Raw genomic sequence first — 21,419 nt, 5'->3', positions numbered from 1 at the left:
CGCTTCTGGTTCGGAGAAATCGGCCAATCTCCTGAGCTCCGATCGCTCCATGATAACCGAACTGAAGTCCCTCCGCGGCGTCTGGAAAAGATGCCGACCGAGCGCCATGCGCACCTCTTCTTGGGGACCGCCATCTGGGGTGATGATCGGTTCTGTCCGCATTGCGGCAGCCTGAGTTCGCGTCTGCTCCAGGGGAGGTCCGCCAAGACCCCATCGTCGGTGGCTGACCAACCTGGTATCACGGGTGCATGAAAAAATACGGCCGCACCTTCCATCTCCCGATCTCGCCCGGTGCGACCAGCGACGACAAGCGGATGTTGTCGCTCGAAGGTCTCTTCGTGGACGATCTCGTCATCACAGAAAAGATGGATGGGGAGAACACGACCATCCATGCTGGTGGCTGCCATGCGCGGAGCCCTGACAGCCGCTACCACCCGTCACGCGACTGGCTGAAGGCTTTCGCCGCAGGTGTATCCCCCCGGATGTCCGAGGGCGAAAGGATTGTTGGCGAGAACCTCTATGCCCGACATTCGGTCAGCTATGACGCGCTCCCGTCCTACTTCCTCGGCTTTGCGTGGATCGTAAAGGATATGGTTCAGCCTTGGGACGCGACACTGGCGCGGTTCTTGGAGCTGGGCATCCAGCCGGTGCCGACGCTCTACCGAGGAGCCTATCGAGACGGTCTGCTGGAAGAAATGGAAAAGGCTTTGGATCTGGATCGGCAAGAGGGTTTCGTCGCCCGGATTGCCGGGTCATTCCCGGAGAATGAGATACCGTATCGAATGGGAAAATACGTTCGCGCGGATCATGTCCAGTCAGATATTCACTGGACGAAGGCCCCAACTATCGCAAATGGGCTTGCCCAAAATTGAAGGCAGCTTCGTCCCCGTAGCCAGCAACCCTGTTGCCGGCACGCACAACAGGGTTGCTGCTTTGTCTTGTGGAGAATAGGGAAGAACACTCCAGGGGCGCCACGCTTGCGTGCTTCTTCTCTGTGAAAATACTCCGGGGGGTCCGGGGGGCTGGCCCCCCGGCGGTGGTGCGGTCCGGGTCAGCCGGCCCGGCTTTCGGCCGCGCCGTCCTGCAGAAAGGCCTCGAAATCGGCCAGCAGGTTGGTGCGGAACTCTTCCCAGGAATAGCCGCCGAAGGCCCGCGCCCGGGCCAGGGCCCCGGCATAGGCGTCGGCGTCGTTCATCAGCGCAAAGGCGCGCGCCATCCAGGCCTCGCCGTCCATCAGGGGCAGCGTGTCCGCCGCCCCCTGTGCCGCCTCGACGATCGAGGGCGCGTCCGAGGTCAGGCAGGGCTTGCCGTGGTTGAGACTTTCGACCACCGGCAGGCCCCAGCCCTCGTAATGCGAGGGGTAAAGGGTAAACCGGCAGGTCTCGTAGAGCACGCCGAGCGCCGCGTCGTCGACATCGGTCAGGATGCGGATCGCCCGGTGCGGCAGGCCCACGTCCTCGGCCAGCATCTCGGCAAAGCCCTCCATGTTCCAGCCGGGCTGGCCGACAAAGACCAGCGGCAGCACCTCGCCCGGGTGGCGCTTGTGCAGCTCGCGCCACAGCCGGTAGGCGAAATCATGGTTCTTGCGCGGCTCCAGCGTGCCCACCATCAGGACAAAACCGCCCGCGTCGAGATCGTGCCGCGCCAGCGTGGCGCGGGTGGCCTCGGGCGTGACCTCGCCCGAGGCGCTGTCGGCCCCCAGCAGCACCGGCGTCACCCAGCGCTCGGGCATCGGCGGATAGCCGTGGTCGTCGATATGGGCCAGCAGGTCCTGCCGGGTGGTGTCGGAGATGGTCCAGACCTGGTCGACCCCCCAGAGCACCCAGTGCAGCGCCAGCGGGAAGGTTTCCTTGGTGGTGGGTTCGGTCAGGTGGCGCCAGAGCACCGGGATCAGGTCGTAGATCAGGTAATGCACCGTCCAGCCATGCGCCTTGCGGGCATGGTAGGCGTATTCATAGCGGTCGTCCCCCCAGAAGCCGCCGACGGAGAGATACTGCGTCACCTCACCCGGATCGACGGCGTTCTCCGGGGCGAAACGCGCCGGGGCCTGGGCGTCGAGCTGGCCGAAGTGCAGCCGGTGGTTGACCAGGTCGGCGCGGGACCGCACGGCCCCCAGCGCCTTGACGCGCCGTTCGACCGGTTGCAGCCAGCGGCTGAGGCTGGCGTATTCGTCGAGGCTGACCCGTGTCAGCGCCTCGGCGATGGCGGTGTCGCGGCGCCACTCGGTCGCGGGGTCGTCGCCCGCGTGGCCGCGCATCGCCCGGCGCAGCTCGCGGAACAGGCGCAGGCGGCGCAGGTGGCGTTCGCGGCGCGAGGGCGCGGTGGTGGCCCGGACCAGCGGCGGCACGCTCCAGCGGCCCTCTGCCAGCAGGGCGTCGATCTCTGCCCCGGGGACACGGAAATACCCGCCCAGCACCGGGTTGTAGATGCCGAAGGTGACCGCATCGCCATAGGCGGTGCGAAAGGCGCGGATCACCTCCTGTTCGACCCTCAGAAGCCCCATCGCCTTCCAGTGGCGGAAATTGTAGCTGGTGGTGACATCGACAAGGATCATGGGCGGCCCGATGCGGGGAATTTGGCGCGTGGCTATAGCAAGCGGCGCAGCCTGCCAAGGGCGCGCGGGCCGCAGTGGCGGAGCGCCGCGTTCCGTGGCAGAAGCGGCGCGGAATGCGGCCTGGACGAGGACATGGGATGGTGGCGGAGCCCGGCGTGGCCCCGGTGCGGGCGATCCTGCACATCGGGGCACCGAAATGCGGCAGCTCGGCGCTGCAGCGGGCGCTGAGCGCCGCGCCGATCCTGCAAGGACCGGAGGGCATGCGGCATCTCTACCTGGCCGGGCGGCAGGGCGAGGCGGGGCTGGCGCCGGTCTCGGGGCGGCGGCTCTCGGCGATGATGCGCCACGCGGTGCATGGCTATGTCTGCTGGCCCAATGTCGCGCGGCAGGACGATCCGGGCGCCTACTGGGCGACGGTGGGCGCGGCCATCGCCGCCGAAGGCGCGCAGGGCCACGTGCCGATCCTGTCCAGCGAGGGCTGGATCGCCCATGCGGACCGGGCCCCGGAGCTGGCGCGCGCCGCGGGGATCGACCTGCTGGATGCGGTGGCTTTCGTGCGCCCGCCGCTGGACTGGCTGAACGCCGCCTACTGGCAATGGGGGATCTGGCACACCGGCTTCTTTCACAACCGCCAGGTGGAACGCTGGCTGGACCGGGCGCGCTACGACGTCGGGCCGCATGTGGCGGCCTGGGCGGCGCAGCCGGGGGTGCGGCTGGCGGTGGAAAGCGCCCGGGGCGACGTGGTGGCGGGCTTTGCCGCGCGCTACGGCCTGCCGCTGACCCCCGGGGGCCAGGTGAACCGCGCCCCGCCGCCGGCGCTGACCGGGTTCCTGCTGCGCAACCGCCGCTTTCGCCCGACCCCGCATGACAGCGCGGTGGAATTCGTCGTGCAGCGCTGGTGCGATTTCGCGCCCTCGCAGAAACTCTGGGCCTTTCTGCCGCGCCTTGCGCAAGCCGTCTGGCCGCGCCTGCAGGAGGACGTGGCCCGGATGATGGCGGCCCTGCCCGCCGAGGTGGCGGAGCGGCTGCTGGCCGAGCCGGGCTGGACCTCGCTCGAGCCCTACTGGGCGCGGCTGAAGGCGGGGCCGACGCGGCTGGACGATCCGCAGGACCTGGCGGCGCTTTACGACGGGCTGGCCGAGGGCGCGGCCCGGGCCGGTGCAAGGCTGGACACAGGGGGTGTTTCGCGCGCGAAACCCGCCGCCTCGGCCCCGGTCGAGGACTGGGACAGGGCGATCGCCGGGCTGCTGGAGCCGCTCCTGGAGGCGGACCTGCGCTGGCGCCGCCGGGGGGCGCTCAGGCGGATGATCGGGGTCTAGAGCAGGCAGTCCCCATTGCTGAGGGGCGGTCCCGCCACCTGTTCGCCCGGTATGCCCGGCGCTTCTGCCTGCACCGGGGCAGAATCGGGCGCTAGGCCCCTGGGCCCCTGCGGGACGTGCCCCAGGTCCACCCGCTATCGCCCGCGCGGCGGAGGAAATTCGGACAGTTTGGTGAAATTTGTCGAACTCCCTGAAAGGAAAGGGAAAGCTTTTCCGCCCCGCGCCGGGCGCGGCCTGTTCCCGATCCGTCCCGGGGGGTGCCGGGGCGATGTTCACGGTTTGTTAAGTCCGGGAGGCGAGATTGTTAACCAAGATGAAAAGGCGGCCGCGGGCTGTCCCGGAGGATGTCAGCCATGACCACCACCTACCAGTCCAGCTCCTCTACCACCGTTTTCGTCGCCAATGGCGCCAACGTGGTGCTGCGGGATTACAACGATGTCTACACCGCCAACGGCGACGGCTTCGAGCTGATGGCGGGGCCGCTGGTCACCGGCCTCTTCGTCTACGGCTATGTCTGGGCCGACGACAACGGGGTCGAGGTGCTGGCGGACAACGTGCGGATCGCCAATTTCGGCATGCTGAACAGTTTCACCGGCGATGCGATCAACCTCTCCGGCGGCGCGGGCACGGTCGAGATCCTGAACTACGGCACGATCCTGGCCAATGACGGCGAGGTGATCGACATCGACAGCGCCGGGGACAAGACCATCACCCTGTTCAACGCGGGCACCCTGACGGCGCGGGACGCGGACCTGGTGTTCGACGGCGCGATCGCGGGCATCTCGATCACCAACACCGGGCTGATGGACGGCGCGGGCCTGGCGATGAGCGGCTCGGGGGCCAGCCGGCTGGTCAACGCGGGCGAGATCCTGGTGACCCATGTCGACATGCGCTCGGCCGGGCCGGCGGTGCTGATCAACCGCGGCACGATCACCGACCGCGACGGGACCGGAGAGCTGATCCGCACCGGCGACGGCGCCAGCGACGGCGACACGGTGGTCAACGCGGGCATGATCCTGGGCGGCATCGACCTGGGCGGCGGGCCGGATTTCTTCGAGAACGCGGGCCCGGGCGTGACCAGCGGCCGGGTGCTGGGCGGAGAGGGAGCCGACACGCTGGTCGGCGGCGAAAGCGCCGACCGGCTGGAGGGCGGCGGCGGCAGTGACACGCTGGTGGGACGCGGCGGCGACGATCTGCTGGATGGCGGCGCGGCGGACGACATGATCCTGGCCGGGCTGGGCAGCGACGAGATCCTGGGCGGCGCGGGCAATGACACGATGACCGGCGGCGGCGGCGACGACAGCCTGTCGGGCCAGGCCGGGGCGGATGTGCTGGTGGGGCAGGACGGGTCGGACTGGCTGTCGGGCAGCACCGGCAACGACACGCTGGACGGCGGCGCGGGCTATGACACGCTGGAAGGCGGCGACGGCAACGACGTGCTGCGCGGCCGCGCCGGCGAGGACGAGCTGGCCGGCGGCCTGGGCCGGGACTTCCTGACCGGCGGCGCGGATGCGGACATCTTCGTCTTTCGCACCCCCGCCCATGCGGGCAGCGGCGCCCTGCGCGACCAGATCCTCGATTTCGAACCGGGGCTGGACCTGATCAACGTGGTCAGCATGTCGCCGGGGGTGTTTTCCTTCGTCGGCACCGATCCCTTCTCGGCCCCGAACCAGATCCGGGTGATCGAGACCGCGACCGGATCCTCCATCGTGCAGTTCGACGTCGACGGCGACGGCACCCCGGATGCCGAGATCCGCGTGGCCGGGGTCACCGGGCTGGTGGCGGAGGATTTCGCGCTGTGAGACTTGCCCCCCTCTCCGGGGCTGAACCCGCTCCCGGGATTTCCCCCTGAAGTGGCAAATTCCCCGCGGTGCCGGGGAATATTTTGACCTTGCGTCAATTTTGACCAAGCATGGAGGCAGATCTTTTTACCCCCGGTTCTGTCCGGGAGACACGCCGGTTTTCATGGAAATTGACAGGGAGGAGAACCCCTCATGGCCTCGTTCAACATCAACACCTTGGTGACCACGCAGCAGGTGCTGGGCGCCAGCGAGGCCGGCATCGTCGGCCCGGCCGGCAGCCTGCAGGTCTTCAACACGCCGGTCATCGCCAATGCCGCCAACGCGCTCCTGGTGCAGGGGTCGATCCTGGGCTTCAACGTGGGCGTGAACGCGACCGCCGCCACCTCGCTGGAGGTGGTGGTGGGGCAGAACGGCTCGATCCTGTCCAACGGCCGCGCCATCCAGGCGGATGTCACCGACAACACCCGCATCGTCAACCACGGCACCATCAACGGCACCATCAGCGCGCTGGAGCTGACCTCGGACAGCGCCGCCGTCCTCGCGATCAATCACGACGTGGTCAACACCGGGGTGCTCAGCTCGACCCGGGGGCCGACGGTGCTGCTGGAAATGGCCAACACCGGCTTCATCGAGTTTTCCAACAGCGGCGACATCGTCTCGGCCTCGGACGCGATCGACAATTCCATGAGCGCCTCGGGCGTGGCGATCTTCCGCAACAGCGGCGACATCCTCGCCGGGCAGGATGTCGATGCCTTCGGCAACGTGGATTTCGCCTTTCTCGGCGGGTCGACCGGGGAATTCTTCATCAACCAGGGCTTTGTCAGCGGCGAGGTCAACATGGGCGGCGGGGCCGATTTCTTCAACGGCAACGGCGGCACGGTCTCGGGCACGGTCAAGGGCGCGGACGGCAACGACACGCTGCAGGGCGGCGAGAACGCCGATGTGCTGGAGGGCGGTGCGGATGCCGACGTGCTGATCGGGCGCGGCGGCGACGACGTGCTGGCGGGGGAGGCGGGCAACGATTTCATGCTGGCCGGTGCCGGCAACGACAGCATGACCGGCGGCAACAACAACGACACGCTGAACGGTAACGCCGGCGACGACACGCTGGAGGGGGGCGCCGGCAATGACATCCTGGTGGGCCAGGACGGGTCGGACGTGATGGACGGCGGCGCGCTGGATGACACGATGGACGGCGGCAACGGCGACGACATCCTGGAAGGCGGCACCGGCAACGACATCCTGCGCGGCCGCGCCGGAGAGGACGACCTCGCCGGGGGCGGCGGGCGCGACTTCCTGACCGGAGGGCAGGGCGCGGACAATTTCGTCTTCCGGGCGCTGTCGGAAACCGTGGTCGGCGCCAACCGCGACCAGATCCTGGATTTCGAACAGGGGCTGGACCTGATCGTGGTGGCGGGGCTGTCCCCGGGTGTCTTCGAGTTCCGCGGCACCAGCCCCTTTGCCCCCTCGGGCAACCCGGAACTGCGGCTGGTGGAAACCGCCACCGGATCGACCATCGTGCAGCTGGATGCCAATGGCGACGGCGCGGCGGACGCGGAAATCCGCGTGGCGGGCGTGACCGGGCTGACGGCGGACGACTTCACGCTCTGAGCCTTGCCGCCCCCCGGGCGGGCTGCGACAGTCGCCTTCGACCCGTGCGCGGAGGCGACGGGGTATTCGTTCAAGGAGTTTCATATGGCTTTCACGGTCACCACATTGCAGACAACCCAGCAGACGATGGTCGACACCGGCTATATCGGCGGTCCCGAGGGCCAGCTGATCGTGTCCTCCGGGGCGGCGATCTTTTCCGGCGGAACCGGCATCGCCCGTCTGACCGTGGACGGCCCTGTCGTGGCCCAGGGCACCGCCGGCACCGACCGCGGGGTGCAGGTCACGGCCTCGATCTTCTATGTCACCGTCCTGCCGGGGGGCAGCATCTCGTCGCTCTTTGCCGATGGCCTCCTGGCCCAGGTCTCGAGCAGCTTCGTGCTGCGCAACAGCGGCACGATCAACGGCGAGGTGCTGGCCTATGAAACCGACGACAGCGCCGACGTGCGGATCGCGAACGACGGCACGATCACCGGCACCGACAGCAGCCTGGTGCTGCGGCCCGGCACCGGCACCGCGCAGGCCATCAACACCGGGACCATCCTCTCGATGCGCGGCGATGCGGTGTCGATTTCCTACGGCGGCTCCGAGCTCGGCACCGCCGTGCTGCGCAATACCGGGACGCTGATCGGCGAAATCGCCAGCTATGACAGCGATGCGGTGGCCGTGGACGTGGTCAACAACGCCGGGACCATGATCGGCGCGGTCCTCCTGGGGCGCGAGGCCGATTTCTACGAGGGGCTGCACGGTGTCGTCCAGGGCGCGATCGACGGCGAGGATGGCAACGACACGCTGGCCGGCGGCAGCGCGGCGGACCAGATGCTGGGCGGCGATGACGACGACACGCTGATCGGGCGCGGCGGCGATGACGATCTCTCGGGCGAGGCCGGCGCCGACCTGCTGATCGGCGGCGACGGCAACGACATCATGGACGGGGGCACGGATGCCGACACGCTGACCGGCAACGCGGGCGACGACACGATGCTGGGCGGCACGGGCAACGACCTGATGGTGGGCCAGGACGGCAGCGACCAGATGGACGGCGGTGAGGATGACGACACGCTGGACGGGGGCCAGGGCAACGACATCCTCGAGGGCGGCGACGGCGTGGACGTGTTGCGCGGGCGCGACGGCGAGGACGAGCTGGCCGGCGGCCTGGGGCTGGATTTCTACACCGGCGGCCAGGGCGCGGATGTCTTCGTCTTCCGCGGCACCGATCACGCCGGGATCGGCGCCACCCGCGACCAGATCCTGGATTTCGAACAGGGACTGGACCTGATCAACGTGAGCGGCATGAGCCCGGGCGTGTTCGAGTTCAAGGGCACTGGCGGGTTCGACACGGTCACCCCCAACCCCGAGATGCGGCTGTTCGAGACCGCCACCGGGTCGACCATCGTGCAGTTCGACACGAATGGCGACGGGGTGGTGGACGCGGAAATCCGCGTGGCGGGCGTGACCGGGCTGACGGTCGAGGATTTCGCGCTCTGACGCTTGTGCGGCGTCCCGGCCGCTGCCAGAAAGCGCGCATGGACGATCCCGCCGAGACCCTGAACCTGGCCCTGCTGGAGGGGCTGCGCGACCGCGTGGCCGCCGCGGGGGACGCCCCGGGCGTGGAGTTCGACGCCTGGGTGCTGGAGCTCCTGCAGGGCTACCGGCTGTTGCGCGGCACGGGCCGGATCACCGCCGGCGAACAGCGGCTGATCCTCGAGGTCATGCGCGGGCTGGAAACCCGCCACGGCGCCCCCCGCGACCAGGTGCCGGCCCAGCCGCAGCGCTACATCGCCTCCTACCCGCGCTCGGGCAACACCATGACGCTGGGCATGCTGAAGGCGCTGACCCCGGTGCTGACCACCTCGGACATGCGCGACAGCAAGCTCTGCACCATGCCGGCGCTGGAACGCCCCGGCTTCCCGGCGCTGCGCCTCAGCAAGACCCACCAGGTGCCGACGTGGCGCCCGGAGAACCGCTATCTCTTCGTCTTCCGCGACCCGCGCGATCTCTTGCCCTCGCTGGCCTACATGACGCTGAAGGCCGGGCTGCACGATTTCACCGAGCGCCACCAGATGGCCGCGTTCATCGCCTTCCTGCATGACCGCTACGTCTTTGGCAGCTGGCTGGAGTTTGCCCGCGCGGCGCTGGCCCTGCGGGACCGGGACAACGTGCGCATCGAACAGTACGACGCGCTGGACGGCGACTGGCGGGCGCTGGCGCGGGTGGCCGAGTTCCTGGGGCTGGACGTGACCGAAACCCGGCTGCGCGCGGCCTTTGCCGCCCGCGGCCGGACACTGGAGAAGATGCGCGACAAGCCGCGCTGGGGCCTGGACGGGGCCGCGCCGCCGGGCAGCCTCTACGATGCCTGGATGGCGGCGCGCGGCGGCAGTTCCTGGCGCGAGACGCTGGACGAGGCGGCGAAGGACGCGCTGAAATCGCGCGGCTACACCCCGGCGCTGGTCGCGCTTGGCTATGCCGTAGGCGAAGATTGGTAGAGACCCGCCGCCCGCGCCCCCTGCCCCGGCTAGTCGCTTGACCTCTCATGGGGGCGCTGCCATCACTTGAGACGGGCCCGGCGCACCGCGGGCGGACCATTTCACGGAAACAAAGATTTTCTCCGGAGGCTCCTGGACATGCCATTGATCGAAATCCCCGCATCCGACGCGCTGGCCAACCGCCGCGGACCGACGGCGGGCTGGGGCAGCGCAGGGGATGACAACCGGATCACGCCGGTCGCCCTGCCGGGGTTCCAGACCCCTTTCCAGCTGGTCCCGGGCGAGAAGGTCTTTACCATCGGCTCCTGTTTCGCGCGCAACGTCGAACGGGTGCTCGAGGCGCGCGGCTTCCAGTTGCCGACGGTGGAGCTGCTGAAGCAGCCCCGCTTTGAAAAGGTCAACCCGGCGGTCGTCAACAACTACGGTGTGCCCTCGATCTTCAACGAGTTCTCCTGGGCGCTGGACCCGGATGTCACTTTCGACAAGAAAGCGAATTTCGTCGAGACCAGCCCCGGCAAGTTCGTCGACATGCACATCGTCTCGACCGAGCGCCCGCAGCCGCTGGACGAACTGGAACTGCGCCGCGATGCCATCATCGCGGCCAATGCCCAGGTCACCGACTGCCGCGTGGTGATCATGACGCTGGGGCTGACCGAACTGTGGTACGACCGCCAGCAGGGGGTCTACCTGAACTCCACCCCGATGCCCCGGGTGCTGAAGACCGACCCCGACCGCTTTGCCCTGCATGTTCTGGATTTCGAACAGTCGCTGGGCTTCATGCAGCGCACCCTGGATCTCTTGCGGGCCAAGTGCCGCGCGGACCAGCAGGTGATCCTGACCGTCTCGCCGGTGCCGATGGCCAATACCTTCCGCCCGGACATGGATGTCATGGTGGCCAATGCCTATTCCAAGTCCTGCCTGCGCACCGTGGCCGAACATATCTGCACGCAGCACGACAACGTGCATTATTTCCCCAGCTATGAATCCGTGACCCTGTCGGACCGCAAGCTGGCCTGGATGGACGACAACATCCACGTCACCGACGAGATGGTGCGGATCAACGTCAACCGCATGGTGCGCGCCTACAGCCCCGCCGACGAAAGCCTTGCGGCGCTGGAAGAGGCGGTCAAGACCGGCGGGCCGCTGGCGCTCTACGAAGAGGCCAAGGCGCGGGCGCAGGGCGAACGCAGTGCCGGGCTCGAGTTCTTCGAGCATTTTGCGCATCTGAGCGCCGAAAGCCCGGAATTCGCCGCGGCGGCGGCGCATTTCTACATCCGCTGGCGCCAGCCCGACGAGGCCGAGCATCATGTGGCGCAGCTTCCCGATGACTGGCAGCCGCTGCTCAAGGCGCTGCGGCAGGCGCAGATCCTCGACCTGCGCGGCGATTACGCGCCGATCCCGGACCTGCTTGAACCCCTCATCACCCACGGCGAAAAGATGGTGCAGCAGCGCCAGCTGCTGGTCACCGCCTATGCCCGGCTGGGCCGGGTGGGCGATGCCAAGCGCGCGGTTCTGGACTGGATGAGATCACGTCCCGGCGACGATTACGCGGCGCTGGCGGCGCTGGCCGAGGGGCTGAAGGACAGCGCCCCCGGCGAGGCGGTCGAAGCCTATGACCGGGCCTTCGAAAAGAACGACCCGCAGTGGATGCACCAGCTGGGGCGGATCGAATGCCTGATCCGGTCGGGCCAGAGCGACACCGCGCGCGGGGCGCTCGAGGCCTTCATGCCGAAGAACGCGATGCAGATCCGCGCCCGCGACCGGCTGGCCGCGATCCTCTGATCCCGGCGGCCGCGACGGCGGCGGTCAGCCGTCCTCGCGGGCCCAGGCGCGGATGTCGAAATCGGATTTGCGCAGGGCGAATTCCAGCCCCATGCAGGACAGTTCCTCGGCACTGCGGCCGGGGATCGCGGTGCCGGCAAGGGTCTCGGCGCGCGGGTCGATCCGCCCGCGGGTGCGCCCGTCGAGATAGAGCACCTCCAGCGGACCGTCGATCATGGTGCGTACGAAATCGCGCGAGGCGACGCGGTTGATCTCGGGCGAGGTATGGCTGAACTCGGCGATGGCGCGGGCGTCCTCCTCGGGGGCGCCGCGGCGGATCAGTTCGGCCGTCATCGACTCCACGTCCGGAAAGCGCAGATGCGCCCAGTCGGGGACGAAATGCTGCGGGAAACGCGGCGCGAAGATGTGGTGCCCGATCGACGAGGTCCAGTTCTGGAAGATGCCGTAATGCACGCCGCCCGGCGCCAGCCAATCGGCGATCCGCCCGAAGACCGGCAGCGGGTCGGGGATATGTTCCCAGACCGCGATCGAGAAGACGATGTCAAAGCTGTCGGGCTTGAAATCGACCTTGTGGATGTCCTCGCAGACCATCCGCATCCGGGGTTTCGAGGGATACTTGAACTCGGCGATGTTCAGCCCGGTATAGTGACAGCCCTTTTCCTCGGCCAGGTAGGCGCCGAGCGCCGGGTTGGTGGGCGAGGCGCCGATTTCCAGCACCCGCTTGCCAGCCAGGTCGGTGAAGGTCTCGATCCGTCCCAGCATCCGCAGCATGTGCCGGTGGTTGAGGATCTGGAAGGTGGTGGCATGTTTCGCCGGGCGCAGCACCTCCTGCCCGGCCCGCTGTTCGATCATGTCGCGGATCGCCTGGCGCCCGGCGGGCTCGTCGAGCCGCAGGTAAAAGGGCCGGCGGCCGAAGGTGGTGGTCGACAGGTAGATGTCCGCCTCGGGATCGGCCTTGCCGCGATGCGCCAGATAGCCCACCGGGTCCCGGTGACGCACGAAGCTGCGCCCCAGCTTGCGGTCGCGGGTGATCAGCGGCGTATAGCCGGTCTGCAAGCGGTTCGCATAGGCGGCGTGCCCGGTCTCGCGCGCCTCGTGCAGCATCTCGTCCAGCAGGTCATCCACCCAGGCATCGCTGCGCGGGAACCAGACCAGGTCGGCCTCGTCCCCGGGCAGGCTGTCGAGCGGTTCCAGCTGTGCCGGGCTGTCCAGCCCCTCGGGCAGCGCGACCTGGTCGTCGACCAGGAAGACCCGGTCGAAACGGCGCGCCAGCGCCTCGAGGAAATGCTGCCCGATGTCGTCCGGGGCGACATCGGCGATCACGGCTGCCAGCATGGCGGCTCCTTTCGGCAAGAATGGACGGGCGCTCAGATGTAGTTGTAGCGCAGCAGGGTCGCGGCGTATGTCTTGTTGATCTCCTGGATCGTCTCGGGGCTGAGCTTGGTCATGTAGTTCTGCGGGTGCACCTGGCGGATGTGCTTGGAGGCATCCTCGGCCTTGGGCACCACGTTGAAGCGGTTGGCCAGGTTCATCGGCTGGCCGGGCTGCATCTTCCATTCGAGGAAGTTGAGCATCGACATGACCCACTTCTTCTTCATGTAGATGATTTCCTCGTACTGGAAGAGCCGGGCCTTCGGGTGCGTCTTGAGCACCTCGGAATAGGTTTCCAGCTTCTTCACGAAGCCGCCGACCTCGCGCAGGGCGAACTCGTTGATGTCGCTGCCCAGCGTTTTCTTGCGCTGCTCTTCCATGTGCTTGTAAAGCTTGTCGTCCGCGTCCTTGCCCGGCATCGGGTGGCTCTGCGAGAGCGAGAAATACTGCGACACGACGGCATCGCGCGGGTCGCGCACCAGCACGATCAGCGGGCAGTCGTTCAGGCAGGGGATCTCGTACTGGTTCGGGAAGTAGCGGAAGCCCGAGTAGACGTATCCCTTGGGCTTGAAGATCTGGCTGGTGTCGGCGGGGATGTCCGCGTCCGAGATGCCGGTGTTGAAGAAATGCGACTGGATGTCGACGAACTCGTAGTCCAGCATCTGGCAGGCGGCGCGGATCATGTTGTTCATCAGCGTCGAGCCGGACTTGTGCACCGACATGAAGAAGACGGAATCGATGTCGGGGCTGCGGGACTCGGGCAGTTCGTAGATCGTCTTGCCCTTGTAGGCGATGCTGGCGGTCATTGGTTTCTGGTCCTCGTCTCTTGCCGGCCCCGGTTGTTTCCCGGCCTCTGGCGTGATCTCTGCCTTGGGTCCTGCCCGGCTCTCTGTGCGGGGGGCCGCGGTCTTGCGGCTGCGCCAAAGCGTCCTGTTTCTTGCCATTCTCGTCAACGCTCCATCTAGACGTCCCGGAGGACGGACAAAAGCCGGTCTTTCGGCGTGGTGGCCAGGATATGTTCCAGCCCGTCGAGATCGGCGCTGTGCCAGGGGTAGAGCCGCTTGAATCGGCTCATGACCTCGCCGTCGCCGACGCCTTCGGCATCCCAGTCATAGGTCGGGCGGGTCTGGTCGCGCCCGGTCATGACGTAGTGGACGAAGGGGTTCATGCCGGCATCCGCCACGTCGGAATTGCGCAACAGGTAATGGCGGCCGTCGAAGAAGGGGTTGGGCTGCGCGCCCATGTCGTGCCCCAGTTCGAGGTAATGCAGGATCGGGTCCTTGAAGGGGCTGTCCGCGCCCATGTAGCGCGCCCGGTACCAGTCCTCGTAGAACAGCCCCGACCGGCGCAGCAGCTCGGCCTGGGATTCCATCTTTTCCGGGTCCGAGAGGATCGCGCGTTCGCCGAAGAGGTGCAGGTAGAGCCGTTCCACCGCCTTGACCGAGGGCGTGTTGGTGCGCGCCACGCGGAAACTCTCGCGCATGCACTGCAGGGTGCGCTTGGCCGACATGCCGCCGCCGACATAGGTGGCGATGACCGAATGGCAGTGCACGAAGGTGGCGCCCTTCGCCCGCATGCTGAACATGAAATTGTGGTCGGCGGTGATGTCGAAGCTGAGGTCGTAGCCCTCGGTCGCCAGCAGCTCGCGCCGGGTCAGCGTGGCCTGGTGGCAGGGGATGCCGGTCCACCAGTCGGGCTTGAACTTGCCGGCCTGCAGCTGCGCCCAGGTGTCGGCGAAATCGGCTGCCTTGTGCAGGTTCGACACGCCCGTGTCATGGCGGTAGACATGGTCGCCCACGATGAAATCCGGCAGTTCGCGCCGGCCCAGCCAGGCCCCCGGTCCGCCGAAGATATTGTGCATCGCCACCTCCAGCGAGGTGGGCAGGTGGAAATAGTCGCCGGCGTTGATGAAGATGACGTAATCGCCCGTCCCGAGACGCGCGGCCTTGTTCATCGCGTCGTAGACGCCCTTGTCGGGCTCGCTGACATAGATGTCGAAGCGCTTCTTGTGGCGCTCCAGGATCTCGACCGTGCCATCGGTCGAGGCCCCGTCGACCACCACCACCTCCATGTTGCGGTAGGTCTGGGCAAAGATCGAGGTCAGGGTCTCCTCGACCTCCTCCCTGGAATTGTAGCAGACCACCGCGACCGAGACCTTGGGCAGCGGCTCTCGGGTGACGCGTTTCTTCGCGAATCCCTTGCCCAGCCCGGCGCGGACGTAGGCGCCCAGCTCGCGGTAGGGTTCGGGATCGCCGAGATCCTCCTTGAACAGCAGGTCCGACAGGCGGTTCTTCATGTCCCACTGCCATTCGCGATACCCGTGCACCACGGTGCGCCAGGCGCGGCGACCGATGCGGGCATGGTTGGCCAGTTCCAGCGGGCGGGGCCTGTCGACATCGTAGAGCAGCCCGTTGACCCCGTGGGTGATGTATTCGTTCATCGTGGGGTTGTCGGGGGCGATCACGCATTTGCCCGCGGCCATGGCCTCGAGGAAGGACATGCCGATGCCCTCGTATTCCCGGGGCGCGACGTAGATGTCGCATTCGTCGACGATGCGGCGATAGTCCGAGGCCTTCTCGAACCAGGTCGAGACGGTCAGCGGGCGCTCTGCCTGTTCCGCCTCCACGTCGACCGCGGCGCGCAGCGAGGGATCGCCGGCCAGGTGCAGGTGGAAAGGCAGGTCCGGCATCTTCGAGACCAGCGTCTTGACCGTGTCCCAGCTGGGGCGGTCGGTGCGCTGCCAGAAAAACGCCTTGGGCGGGCGCGGTTTCTTCAGCCGGTCCCAGACCGGGGTCACCGCCGGTTTCGGGAAGTAGCGGAAGAAGAAGGAATTGACCCCCAGGCTGGCCACCCGGTGGTGCAGCGTGGGCGAGAAATTCACCACCCGCACGTCGTCGCGATGCGCCATCCCCTGCCAGTAGTTGTCGCCCAGCATCCGCGCGCCGTCATACATCGGCACGAAGACCAGCCGTTTCGCCAGCCGCCGATCGGCGATGGTGCGGGCCAGCATCTCGATCTGGAAGACACAGATCAGGTCGTAGTTCTCGGCCTCCAGCGCGTCGAGATCGAAGGCCGCCAGGGTGGCCGGGTCGGGCAGCGTGTCGCGGCGGTGAAAGGTGGTGGCATTGGCCTCCAGAAGATCGGCCATGAAGTTGGTCGAGGCCGTCTTGCGGTGGTATTCGTGGCCGATGTAGCAGATCTTCATCGGTGGCCCTCCCGGATCAGCTGTCGCGTTTGTCGAGCTGGTTGAGCAGCGAGAAGATCACCGCCTCGTAGCGCGCCTCGCGGGCGCGGGCATCGTGCAGCCGCATCAGGGCTTCGGTCATGTCCAGCGGATCGGGCTGCGCCGGGCGGATCGCCACGCGGCGCTGGGTGACCACCAGGCTCAGCGGGCGGTAGCCCCGGTCGGCGCCCCAGAACCGGCCTTCCTTGACCAGGTCGATGTCCAGGATCAGCTCTCCGGGGACCTCCGCGGGGACGGTGACCAGCATGTTGCGGGTATAGTGCCGGCCCTTCTGGGCGGAAAAGGCATCGCTTTCGGCGCGGTACTCGCCCACCAGCGCGCCGCGCACGGGCTCCTCGGGCAGGCCGGTGTTGACAAAGAGCTTGGCGCCGATCTTCACCGGCTCGGGGTCCCCCCCGTAAAGCGCCAGCGGCGCGCCCTTGCCCACGGAGAGCGTCACCGGAACCGATGTCGTGCCTTCGCCGCTGAAGCAGAAAAAGGGCTGCTCGACGCGCAGGTCAAAGTGCAGGTTATCGGGATCGAAGAGGTTTTCGGCGGGGCTTGACTGATCCATGTGGTTGGCAGGTCCGTCCATGGTGGTCCTCAATATATACACGGCCTCGGAAACATCTGCCCCGGGATCCCTGCGGGCAGGAGATCCAGAAGCCCCGGGCGAGACCTGCCCGAAGAGGCGTCTTGCAACCCCTGCGGGTTACCCCGGCGACGTATGCATGGGCCAAAACCGAGTTACAAGGTGCAAAAAAGCTCTGTCAGACCCCCCATGCGCGAGCCATTGCCGGTTTCGGCGGCAATGGCCCGGAATTTAATCGCTCGCATTATTTCCCGCGCGCGGGGCCAGCCCGGAGAGCGCTGCCACCAGCGCCCCGGGCGCATGGGCGTCGCGGGCGTTCCAGTAACTGCCCGAGCTCTTGTAGCCCAGCCGGACGTGGGGGTGCACATGGGCGCGCAGCTGCGGCAGGCTGAGCAGGGTCAGACCGCGCTCTACCGCGGGGCCCGCCTCTGTCAGCCAGGAGGCCGCCGCCCGGGTCACCAGCCCCGGGCCGGTCTTGAACCAGGTGCCGTCGTTTTCCCGCGCCAGCAGCGACCGCCCCGCCGCCTCCAGCGCCCAGAGCAGCAGCGGGTGGCCGGCCGGGGCCACGATCACGTTGTTGGCCAGCGCGCCCCAGGGTTCGCGCGCCAGGATCAGCCCCGGCCCCTCGGCGATGAGCGCGCCCGCGTCGCCGGTCAGCCGGTCATCCGCATCGGCGTAGATCCCGCCATGCCTGTAGAGCAGGCAGAGCCGCAGGAAGTCGCATTCCTCGGCCGGCGAATTGGCCAGCTGGAAGGCGCGGGCATGGCCGGTGCCGAAGTCCTTGCGCAGGAAGGCGAGGGCGCGGGCGCGGTCGTAGAGCTGGTGTTCGAACCCCGGCGCGTCGCGCCAGCTCTGCATCAGGGCGTCGACCTCCTCGGGGACCGCCGGGCTGTTCCAGTACTGGAAGATCAGCCGCGGCGCGCTCTCCCCGGTCCCCGGCGCGGGCCGGGAACTGGACCGGGGGCCGAGACGATCGGCATGGGCGGCGACGATGCGCTTGGCCGGAAAGAAGAAATCCCGCGCCAGCCGCGCCTCGACCTCGGCCTCGGGCTCGCCGGCCCGCAGGGCGTGGTCACGGGCCGCGTGGTAGAGCCGCAGCTCGTTGAACTGCGCCCCGTGCAGCGTGGTCGAGAAATGCGCCGCGTTCTGGCGCCCCGCGCCCGGTTCGCGCTGGACCTCCTGTGCCGCCCGGGTCGAGGCCTCGAGATCCCCCAGGGCCAGCGCCAGGTCCAGGAACTGCCGCGGCGAGAGCGTCCGCAGCCCCTGCGCCGCACGGGTCTCGGCCAGGGCGCGGGTCTCTTCCAGGCGGCCCTCCTGGGTCATCAGCGCCATGCGCTCGGGCCCGGTGTCCAGGTCGGGGTCGCGGGCCTCCAGCCGGTCCAGCCAGGCATGGCCGGCCGCCAGCTGCCCGGTCTCGATGCAGGCGCGCAGGAACTGGCGGCGCAGGTGCGGGGCGGCGGGCCAGCGCGCCACGCAGGCCCGCAGGTAGCGAAAGCCCAGCCGCGGGTGGCCCGCGTCCATCAGGCGTTCGCCGACCAGGGCCGCGCCCTGGGTGTCGCGGGGGCTGGGCAGGTCGGCGCGGGCCTGGGCCAGCGCCTCTTCGGGGCCGGAAAAGAGCGCGGCGGAAACGGCGCGGAACTCCGGCACGCGCGAGGGCGGCAGCCGGCTTTCCAGCGCCGCCTGCAGCGCCCGGGCGCGCTCCGGCGGAACGATGACCCGGGCGCGGGTCATCAGGAACTGCGCCAGCAGCGGCGAGATCCGCGCCCGCTGTTCGAGACTGCGGACCACCGCCAGCGCGGCGCCGGCGTGATCGGCCTGTTCGCCCAGCTTGAACAGGCGCAAGAGCTCGGGCTCGCTCATCCGGGGCGCCATGTCGGCCAGCCTGTCCAGCAGCGCGGCGCGGCCCGCGACCTCTCCCGCCTGCCCCATCAGCTCGGCCGCCTTCAGCCCCGGCGCCGGCCCTTCCTCCGCGTAGTCCGCCAGCACCGCCAGCCCTGTCCCGGGGGCGCCCTGGGCCGCATGCGCCTCGGCCAGGCCCAGCCGGGCCTGGATGTTCCCCGGCGCGGTCTCGAGGCAGGTGGCATAGCGCGTCCCCGCCGCCGCCGCCCGGCCCGCGGCCAGTTCCGCCCGCCCCAGCTCCAGCATCAGCCGGATCTCTCCGGGCCGCGCCGCCAGCGCCGCCTCCAGCGCGGCGATGGCGGCCGCGGGCTGGCCCATGTGCACCAGCAGCCCGGCCCGGCGCGCGATCAGCCCCAGGTGGTCCGGGCAGGTCTGCACCCCGGCCTCGGCCAGGGCGCGGGCGCGGTCCGGGTCGCCCAGGGTCTGGGCGATGTCGATCCGGCCCAGCCAGGCCCCGGCCTGGTCCGGGTCCCGCTCCAGCACCCGGGCATAGGCGGTTTCCGCCCCCGCCAGATCGCCGGTGCGGCGCAGCAGCCCGGCATCCAGCATCGCCAGCTGCAGGTCCTCCGGCGCCGCGGCGCGCAGCGGCGCCAGCCGGTCCAGCGCCTCGGAGAGCCGCCCCGCGGCATCCAGCGCGCGGACGCGCTTGATCTCCAGCACCCGGGCCTGCTGGTCGGGCAGCTGCGGCAGTGCCGCCTCGATCAGTTCCAGCGCCCGGGCCCCCTGCCCCCGCGCCAGGGCGATCTCGATCCGGGCCAGCCAGGCCCCGGGATGATCGGGCCGCAGTTCCAGCACCCGGCCATACATGTCGAAGGCCCCGTCGAGGTTGCCGGCCCGGTGGCGCATCCCTGCCAGCGTGGCCGCCAGCGGCACGTCATCGGCGGCCTCCCCGGACAGGTCCTCGAGCAGGGCCAGCGCCTCGGCGCGGGCGCCGCCTGCCTCGATCGCGCGGGCGCGCTTGATCCCGATGGCAACCCGGTGGCCCGGGCAGTGCGCCAGTGCCGCCTCGCAGAGCTTGCGCGCCCGCCGGGCTTTGCCCCGGCCCAGGGCGATCTCGATCCGGGCCAGCCAAGCCCCGGCGTGATCGGGACGCCGTTCCAGCACCTGGTCGTAGAGCCGCGCGGCCCGGACCGCCTCTCCCGCCGTCCGGGCGGCCTGCGCCTCGGCCATCAGGTCGGGGATCGTCGCGGTCACGGCGGGGGGCGGGTTCGACATGGGATACCTCTTTGTCCTCTCAACTCACGGGTGCAACTCTGGGCAGGGCGCCCGCGGCTGTAAAGCACCCGCGCGCAAGGCTTCGCGGAGCCCGGTGCAAACCGATTGCCTTTCGCAGCCCTGCAAAGTAGGCAACCTGCAATCTGCGCCGAGGGGATCCCGAAGACATGAAAAAAGCGTTCATCACCGGTGTCACGGGACAGGATGGCAGCTATCTGGCGAAACTTCTGCTCGATCAGGGCTACGAGGTGCATGGCGGCGTCCGGCGCATCAGCCAGGTCGAGACCACGCGGCTGGACATCCTGGGCATCACCGGCGACGTGCAGCTGCACGAGTTCGACCTGGGCGAAGCCAACAACATCTTCCGCACCATCAAGGCCGTGCTGCCGGACGAGTTCTACAACCTCGCCGCGCAAAGTTTCGTCGGCGCCAGCTGGGATCTGCCGGTCTATACCGCCGAGGTCGACGGCGTCTCGGTGGTGCGCATCCTGGATACGCTGCGCACGCTGGTGCCCGAGTGCCGCTTCTACCAGGCCTCGACCTCGGAGATGTTCGGCCTCGTGCAGGAGGTCCCGCAGACCGAGACCACCCGGCTCTACCCGCGCTCGCCCTACGGCGTGGCCAAGGTGTTCGGCCATTACATCACCATGAACTACCGCGAGAGTTTCGGCATGCATGCCTCCTCGGGGATCCTGTTCAACCACGAGAGCCCGCTCAGGGGCAAGGAATTCGTCACCCGCAAGATCACCCTGGGCCTGGCCCGGATCGCGCATGGCGGCAGTGACCCGGTGGAGCTGGGCAACATGAACGCGCAGCGCGACTGGGGCTTTGCCGGCGATTACGTCGAGGGCATGTGGCGGATGCTGCAGCAGGACAAGGCCGACGACTATGTGCTGGCCACCGGCGTGACGACGACAATCCGCGATTTCTTTACCTGTGCTGCCACGGCGCTGGGGATGGACCTGGAATGGACCGGCGAGGGCGAGGGCGAGACCGCCCGCTGCCGCACCTCGGGCAAGCAGGTCATGCGGGTGAACCCGAAATTCTACCGCCCGGCCGAGGTCGATCTGCTGATCGGCGACGCTTCCAAGGCGCGCGAGAAACTGGGCTGGGAGCCGCGGGTCACCGTGGAACAGCTGGCCGAGATGATGGCGAAATCCGATTACGATGCGCTTGCCTGACGCCCTCCGCCGCCGGCTGCGAGGGCCGGCGGCTCGTTTGCGCGGCTTCCGCGGCAACCTGGATGGCGAGATCGGCGGCGCGCTGGTGGGCTGGGCGCTGCTGGCCCGGGGCGGGCCGGCCCGGGTCGGGCTTTACGTTCGCGGCGCGCTGCTGGCGCAGACCCCCGCCCATGTCTTTCGCGGCGACCTGGCGGCAGAGGGAATCGGGCTGGCGCCCGGCGACGGGCGCGCCGGTTTCACCCTGCCGCTGACCGCCGAGCTCCGCGATATGGTGCGGGCCAATGGCGGCAGGGCCGAGCTGCGGGTGATCGGCCTGCGCGGCGGCCTGCTGGGCCATTGGCGTCCCGAGGACACGGACGACAGCGCCCCCCTGCCCGTCCCCCCCCT

The 21,419-nt window shown here is 68.6% G+C and carries 15 protein-coding genes and 1 pseudogene; 10 read left to right on the top strand and 6 right to left on the bottom strand.

All coding sequences use genetic code 11. From position 1 onward, the window contains the following. Nucleotides 1-49 precede the first annotated feature (49 nt). Together RBB42_RS24760 and RBB42_RS24755 are read left to right on the top strand one after the other, a co-directional pair. A pseudogene (locus RBB42_RS24760) lies at nt 50-207 on the top strand (transposase family protein); the annotation flags it as partial. Between the two features lie 41 nt (nt 208-248). After that, complete coding sequence (locus RBB42_RS24755) at nt 249-872, top strand: RNA ligase family protein (protein WP_305972066.1); 624 nt, start codon at nt 249-251, stop codon at nt 870-872. 179 nt (nt 873-1,051) lie between these two features. Here the strand turns inward: RBB42_RS24755 and RBB42_RS24750 are convergent, their stop codons facing one another. Then, entirely contained in the window at nt 1,052-2,554 is a 1,503-nt protein-coding gene (locus tag RBB42_RS24750; RefSeq protein WP_305972065.1) for a glycosyltransferase family 4 protein, read from the bottom strand. Nucleotides 2,555-2,691: 137 nt separating this feature from the next. Here RBB42_RS24750 and RBB42_RS24745 point away from each other — a divergent pair, with 137 nt between their 5' ends. The 6 genes from RBB42_RS24745 to RBB42_RS24720 all read left to right on the top strand — a co-directional run bounded on the left by RBB42_RS24745 (nt 2,692) and on the right by RBB42_RS24720 (nt 11,551). Further along, a complete protein-coding gene (locus RBB42_RS24745; RefSeq protein ID WP_305972064.1) occupies nt 2,692-3,873 on the top strand; it encodes a hypothetical protein in 1,182 nt (393 codons plus the stop codon). Between the two features lie 353 nt (nt 3,874-4,226). Then, a complete protein-coding gene (locus tag RBB42_RS24740) occupies nt 4,227-5,675 on the top strand; it encodes a calcium-binding protein (protein ID WP_305972063.1) in 1,449 nt (482 codons plus the stop codon). A gap of 192 nt (nt 5,676-5,867) precedes the next feature. Continuing rightward, nucleotides 5,868-7,286, top strand: a complete 1,419-nt coding sequence (locus RBB42_RS24735; RefSeq protein WP_305972062.1) for a calcium-binding protein — start codon at nt 5,868-5,870, stop codon at nt 7,284-7,286. Nucleotides 7,287-7,370: 84 nt separating this feature from the next. Then, on the top strand, nt 7,371-8,771 hold the full coding sequence (locus tag RBB42_RS24730; protein ID WP_305972061.1) for a calcium-binding protein: 1,401 nt from the start codon (nt 7,371-7,373) through the stop codon (nt 8,769-8,771). 38 nt (nt 8,772-8,809) lie between these two features. After that, nucleotides 8,810-9,769 carry a sulfotransferase domain-containing protein gene (locus RBB42_RS24725; RefSeq protein ID WP_305972060.1) on the top strand — a complete coding sequence of 320 codons (960 nt, stop codon included), beginning with the start codon at nt 8,810-8,812 and terminating at the stop codon, nt 9,767-9,769. Nucleotides 9,770-9,907: 138 nt separating this feature from the next. Next, a complete protein-coding gene (locus RBB42_RS24720) occupies nt 9,908-11,551 on the top strand; it encodes a GSCFA domain-containing protein (RefSeq protein ID WP_305972059.1) in 1,644 nt (547 codons plus the stop codon). 24 nt (nt 11,552-11,575) lie between these two features. Here RBB42_RS24720 and RBB42_RS24715 read toward each other — a convergent pair whose 3' ends face one another. The 5 genes from RBB42_RS24715 to RBB42_RS24695 all read right to left on the bottom strand — a co-directional run bounded on the left by RBB42_RS24715 (nt 11,576) and on the right by RBB42_RS24695 (nt 19,851). Beyond that, a complete protein-coding gene (locus tag RBB42_RS24715; RefSeq protein ID WP_305972058.1) occupies nt 11,576-12,886 on the bottom strand; it encodes a class I SAM-dependent methyltransferase in 1,311 nt (436 codons plus the stop codon). Between the two features lie 32 nt (nt 12,887-12,918). After that, complete coding sequence (locus RBB42_RS24710) at nt 12,919-13,728, bottom strand: sulfotransferase domain-containing protein (RefSeq protein WP_305972057.1); 810 nt, start codon at nt 13,726-13,728, stop codon at nt 12,919-12,921. Nucleotides 13,729-13,883: 155 nt separating this feature from the next. After that, nucleotides 13,884-16,127 carry a glycosyltransferase gene (locus RBB42_RS24705; RefSeq protein WP_305972056.1) on the bottom strand — a complete coding sequence of 748 codons (2,244 nt, stop codon included), beginning with the start codon at nt 16,125-16,127 and terminating at the stop codon, nt 13,884-13,886. A gap of 16 nt (nt 16,128-16,143) precedes the next feature. Further along, nucleotides 16,144-16,740: a hypothetical protein gene (locus RBB42_RS24700; protein ID WP_305972055.1), complete on the bottom strand. Its 597-nt coding sequence runs from the start codon at nt 16,738-16,740 to the stop codon at nt 16,144-16,146. A gap of 228 nt (nt 16,741-16,968) precedes the next feature. Beyond that, nucleotides 16,969-19,851 carry a tetratricopeptide repeat protein gene (locus RBB42_RS24695; protein ID WP_305972054.1) on the bottom strand — a complete coding sequence of 961 codons (2,883 nt, stop codon included), beginning with the start codon at nt 19,849-19,851 and terminating at the stop codon, nt 16,969-16,971. Nucleotides 19,852-20,018: 167 nt separating this feature from the next. Between RBB42_RS24695 and gmd the strand changes: the two genes are divergently transcribed. Then, entirely contained in the window at nt 20,019-21,032 is a 1,014-nt protein-coding gene (gene gmd / locus RBB42_RS24690; protein WP_305972053.1) for a GDP-mannose 4,6-dehydratase, read from the top strand. Beyond that, nucleotides 21,025-21,419 (top strand): hypothetical protein (locus tag RBB42_RS24685; protein WP_306043446.1); only part of this gene is annotated, 395 nt, incomplete at its 3' end. The genes gmd and RBB42_RS24685, both read left to right, overlap by 8 nt.

This window comes from Mameliella sp. MMSF_3455 (assembly GCF_030733205.1).
Lineage (GTDB): Bacteria > Pseudomonadota > Alphaproteobacteria > Rhodobacterales > Rhodobacteraceae > Antarctobacter.
Note: the sequence above shows the minus strand (reverse complement) of the source record. Positions and strands in the feature narration are given on the sequence as shown.

Excerpts from the sequence above, each read along its gene's own strand:
- RBB42_RS24755 (WP_305972066.1), top strand. The coding sequence starts at position 249 with ATGAAAAAATACGGCCGCACCTTCCATCTCCCGATCTCGCCCGGTGCG.
- RBB42_RS24750 (WP_305972065.1), bottom strand. The coding sequence starts at position 2,554 with ATGATCCTTGTCGATGTCACCACCAGCTACAATTTCCGCCACTGGAAG.
- RBB42_RS24730 (WP_305972061.1), top strand. The coding sequence starts at position 7,371 with ATGGCTTTCACGGTCACCACATTGCAGACAACCCAGCAGACGATGGTC.
- RBB42_RS24695 (WP_305972054.1), bottom strand. The coding sequence starts at position 19,851 with ATGTCGAACCCGCCCCCCGCCGTGACCGCGACGATCCCCGACCTGATG.
- RBB42_RS24735 (WP_305972062.1), top strand. The coding sequence starts at position 5,868 with ATGGCCTCGTTCAACATCAACACCTTGGTGACCACGCAGCAGGTGCTG.
- RBB42_RS24725 (WP_305972060.1), top strand. The coding sequence starts at position 8,810 with ATGGACGATCCCGCCGAGACCCTGAACCTGGCCCTGCTGGAGGGGCTG.
- RBB42_RS24700 (WP_305972055.1), bottom strand. The coding sequence starts at position 16,740 with ATGGACGGACCTGCCAACCACATGGATCAGTCAAGCCCCGCCGAAAAC.
- RBB42_RS24710 (WP_305972057.1), bottom strand. The coding sequence starts at position 13,728 with ATGACCGCCAGCATCGCCTACAAGGGCAAGACGATCTACGAACTGCCC.
- RBB42_RS24740 (WP_305972063.1), top strand. The coding sequence starts at position 4,227 with ATGACCACCACCTACCAGTCCAGCTCCTCTACCACCGTTTTCGTCGCC.
- RBB42_RS24745 (WP_305972064.1), top strand. The coding sequence starts at position 2,692 with ATGGTGGCGGAGCCCGGCGTGGCCCCGGTGCGGGCGATCCTGCACATC.
- gmd (WP_305972053.1), top strand. The coding sequence starts at position 20,019 with ATGAAAAAAGCGTTCATCACCGGTGTCACGGGACAGGATGGCAGCTAT.
- RBB42_RS24705 (WP_305972056.1), bottom strand. The coding sequence starts at position 16,127 with ATGAAGATCTGCTACATCGGCCACGAATACCACCGCAAGACGGCCTCG.
- RBB42_RS24715 (WP_305972058.1), bottom strand. The coding sequence starts at position 12,886 with ATGCTGGCAGCCGTGATCGCCGATGTCGCCCCGGACGACATCGGGCAG.
- RBB42_RS24720 (WP_305972059.1), top strand. The coding sequence starts at position 9,908 with ATGCCATTGATCGAAATCCCCGCATCCGACGCGCTGGCCAACCGCCGC.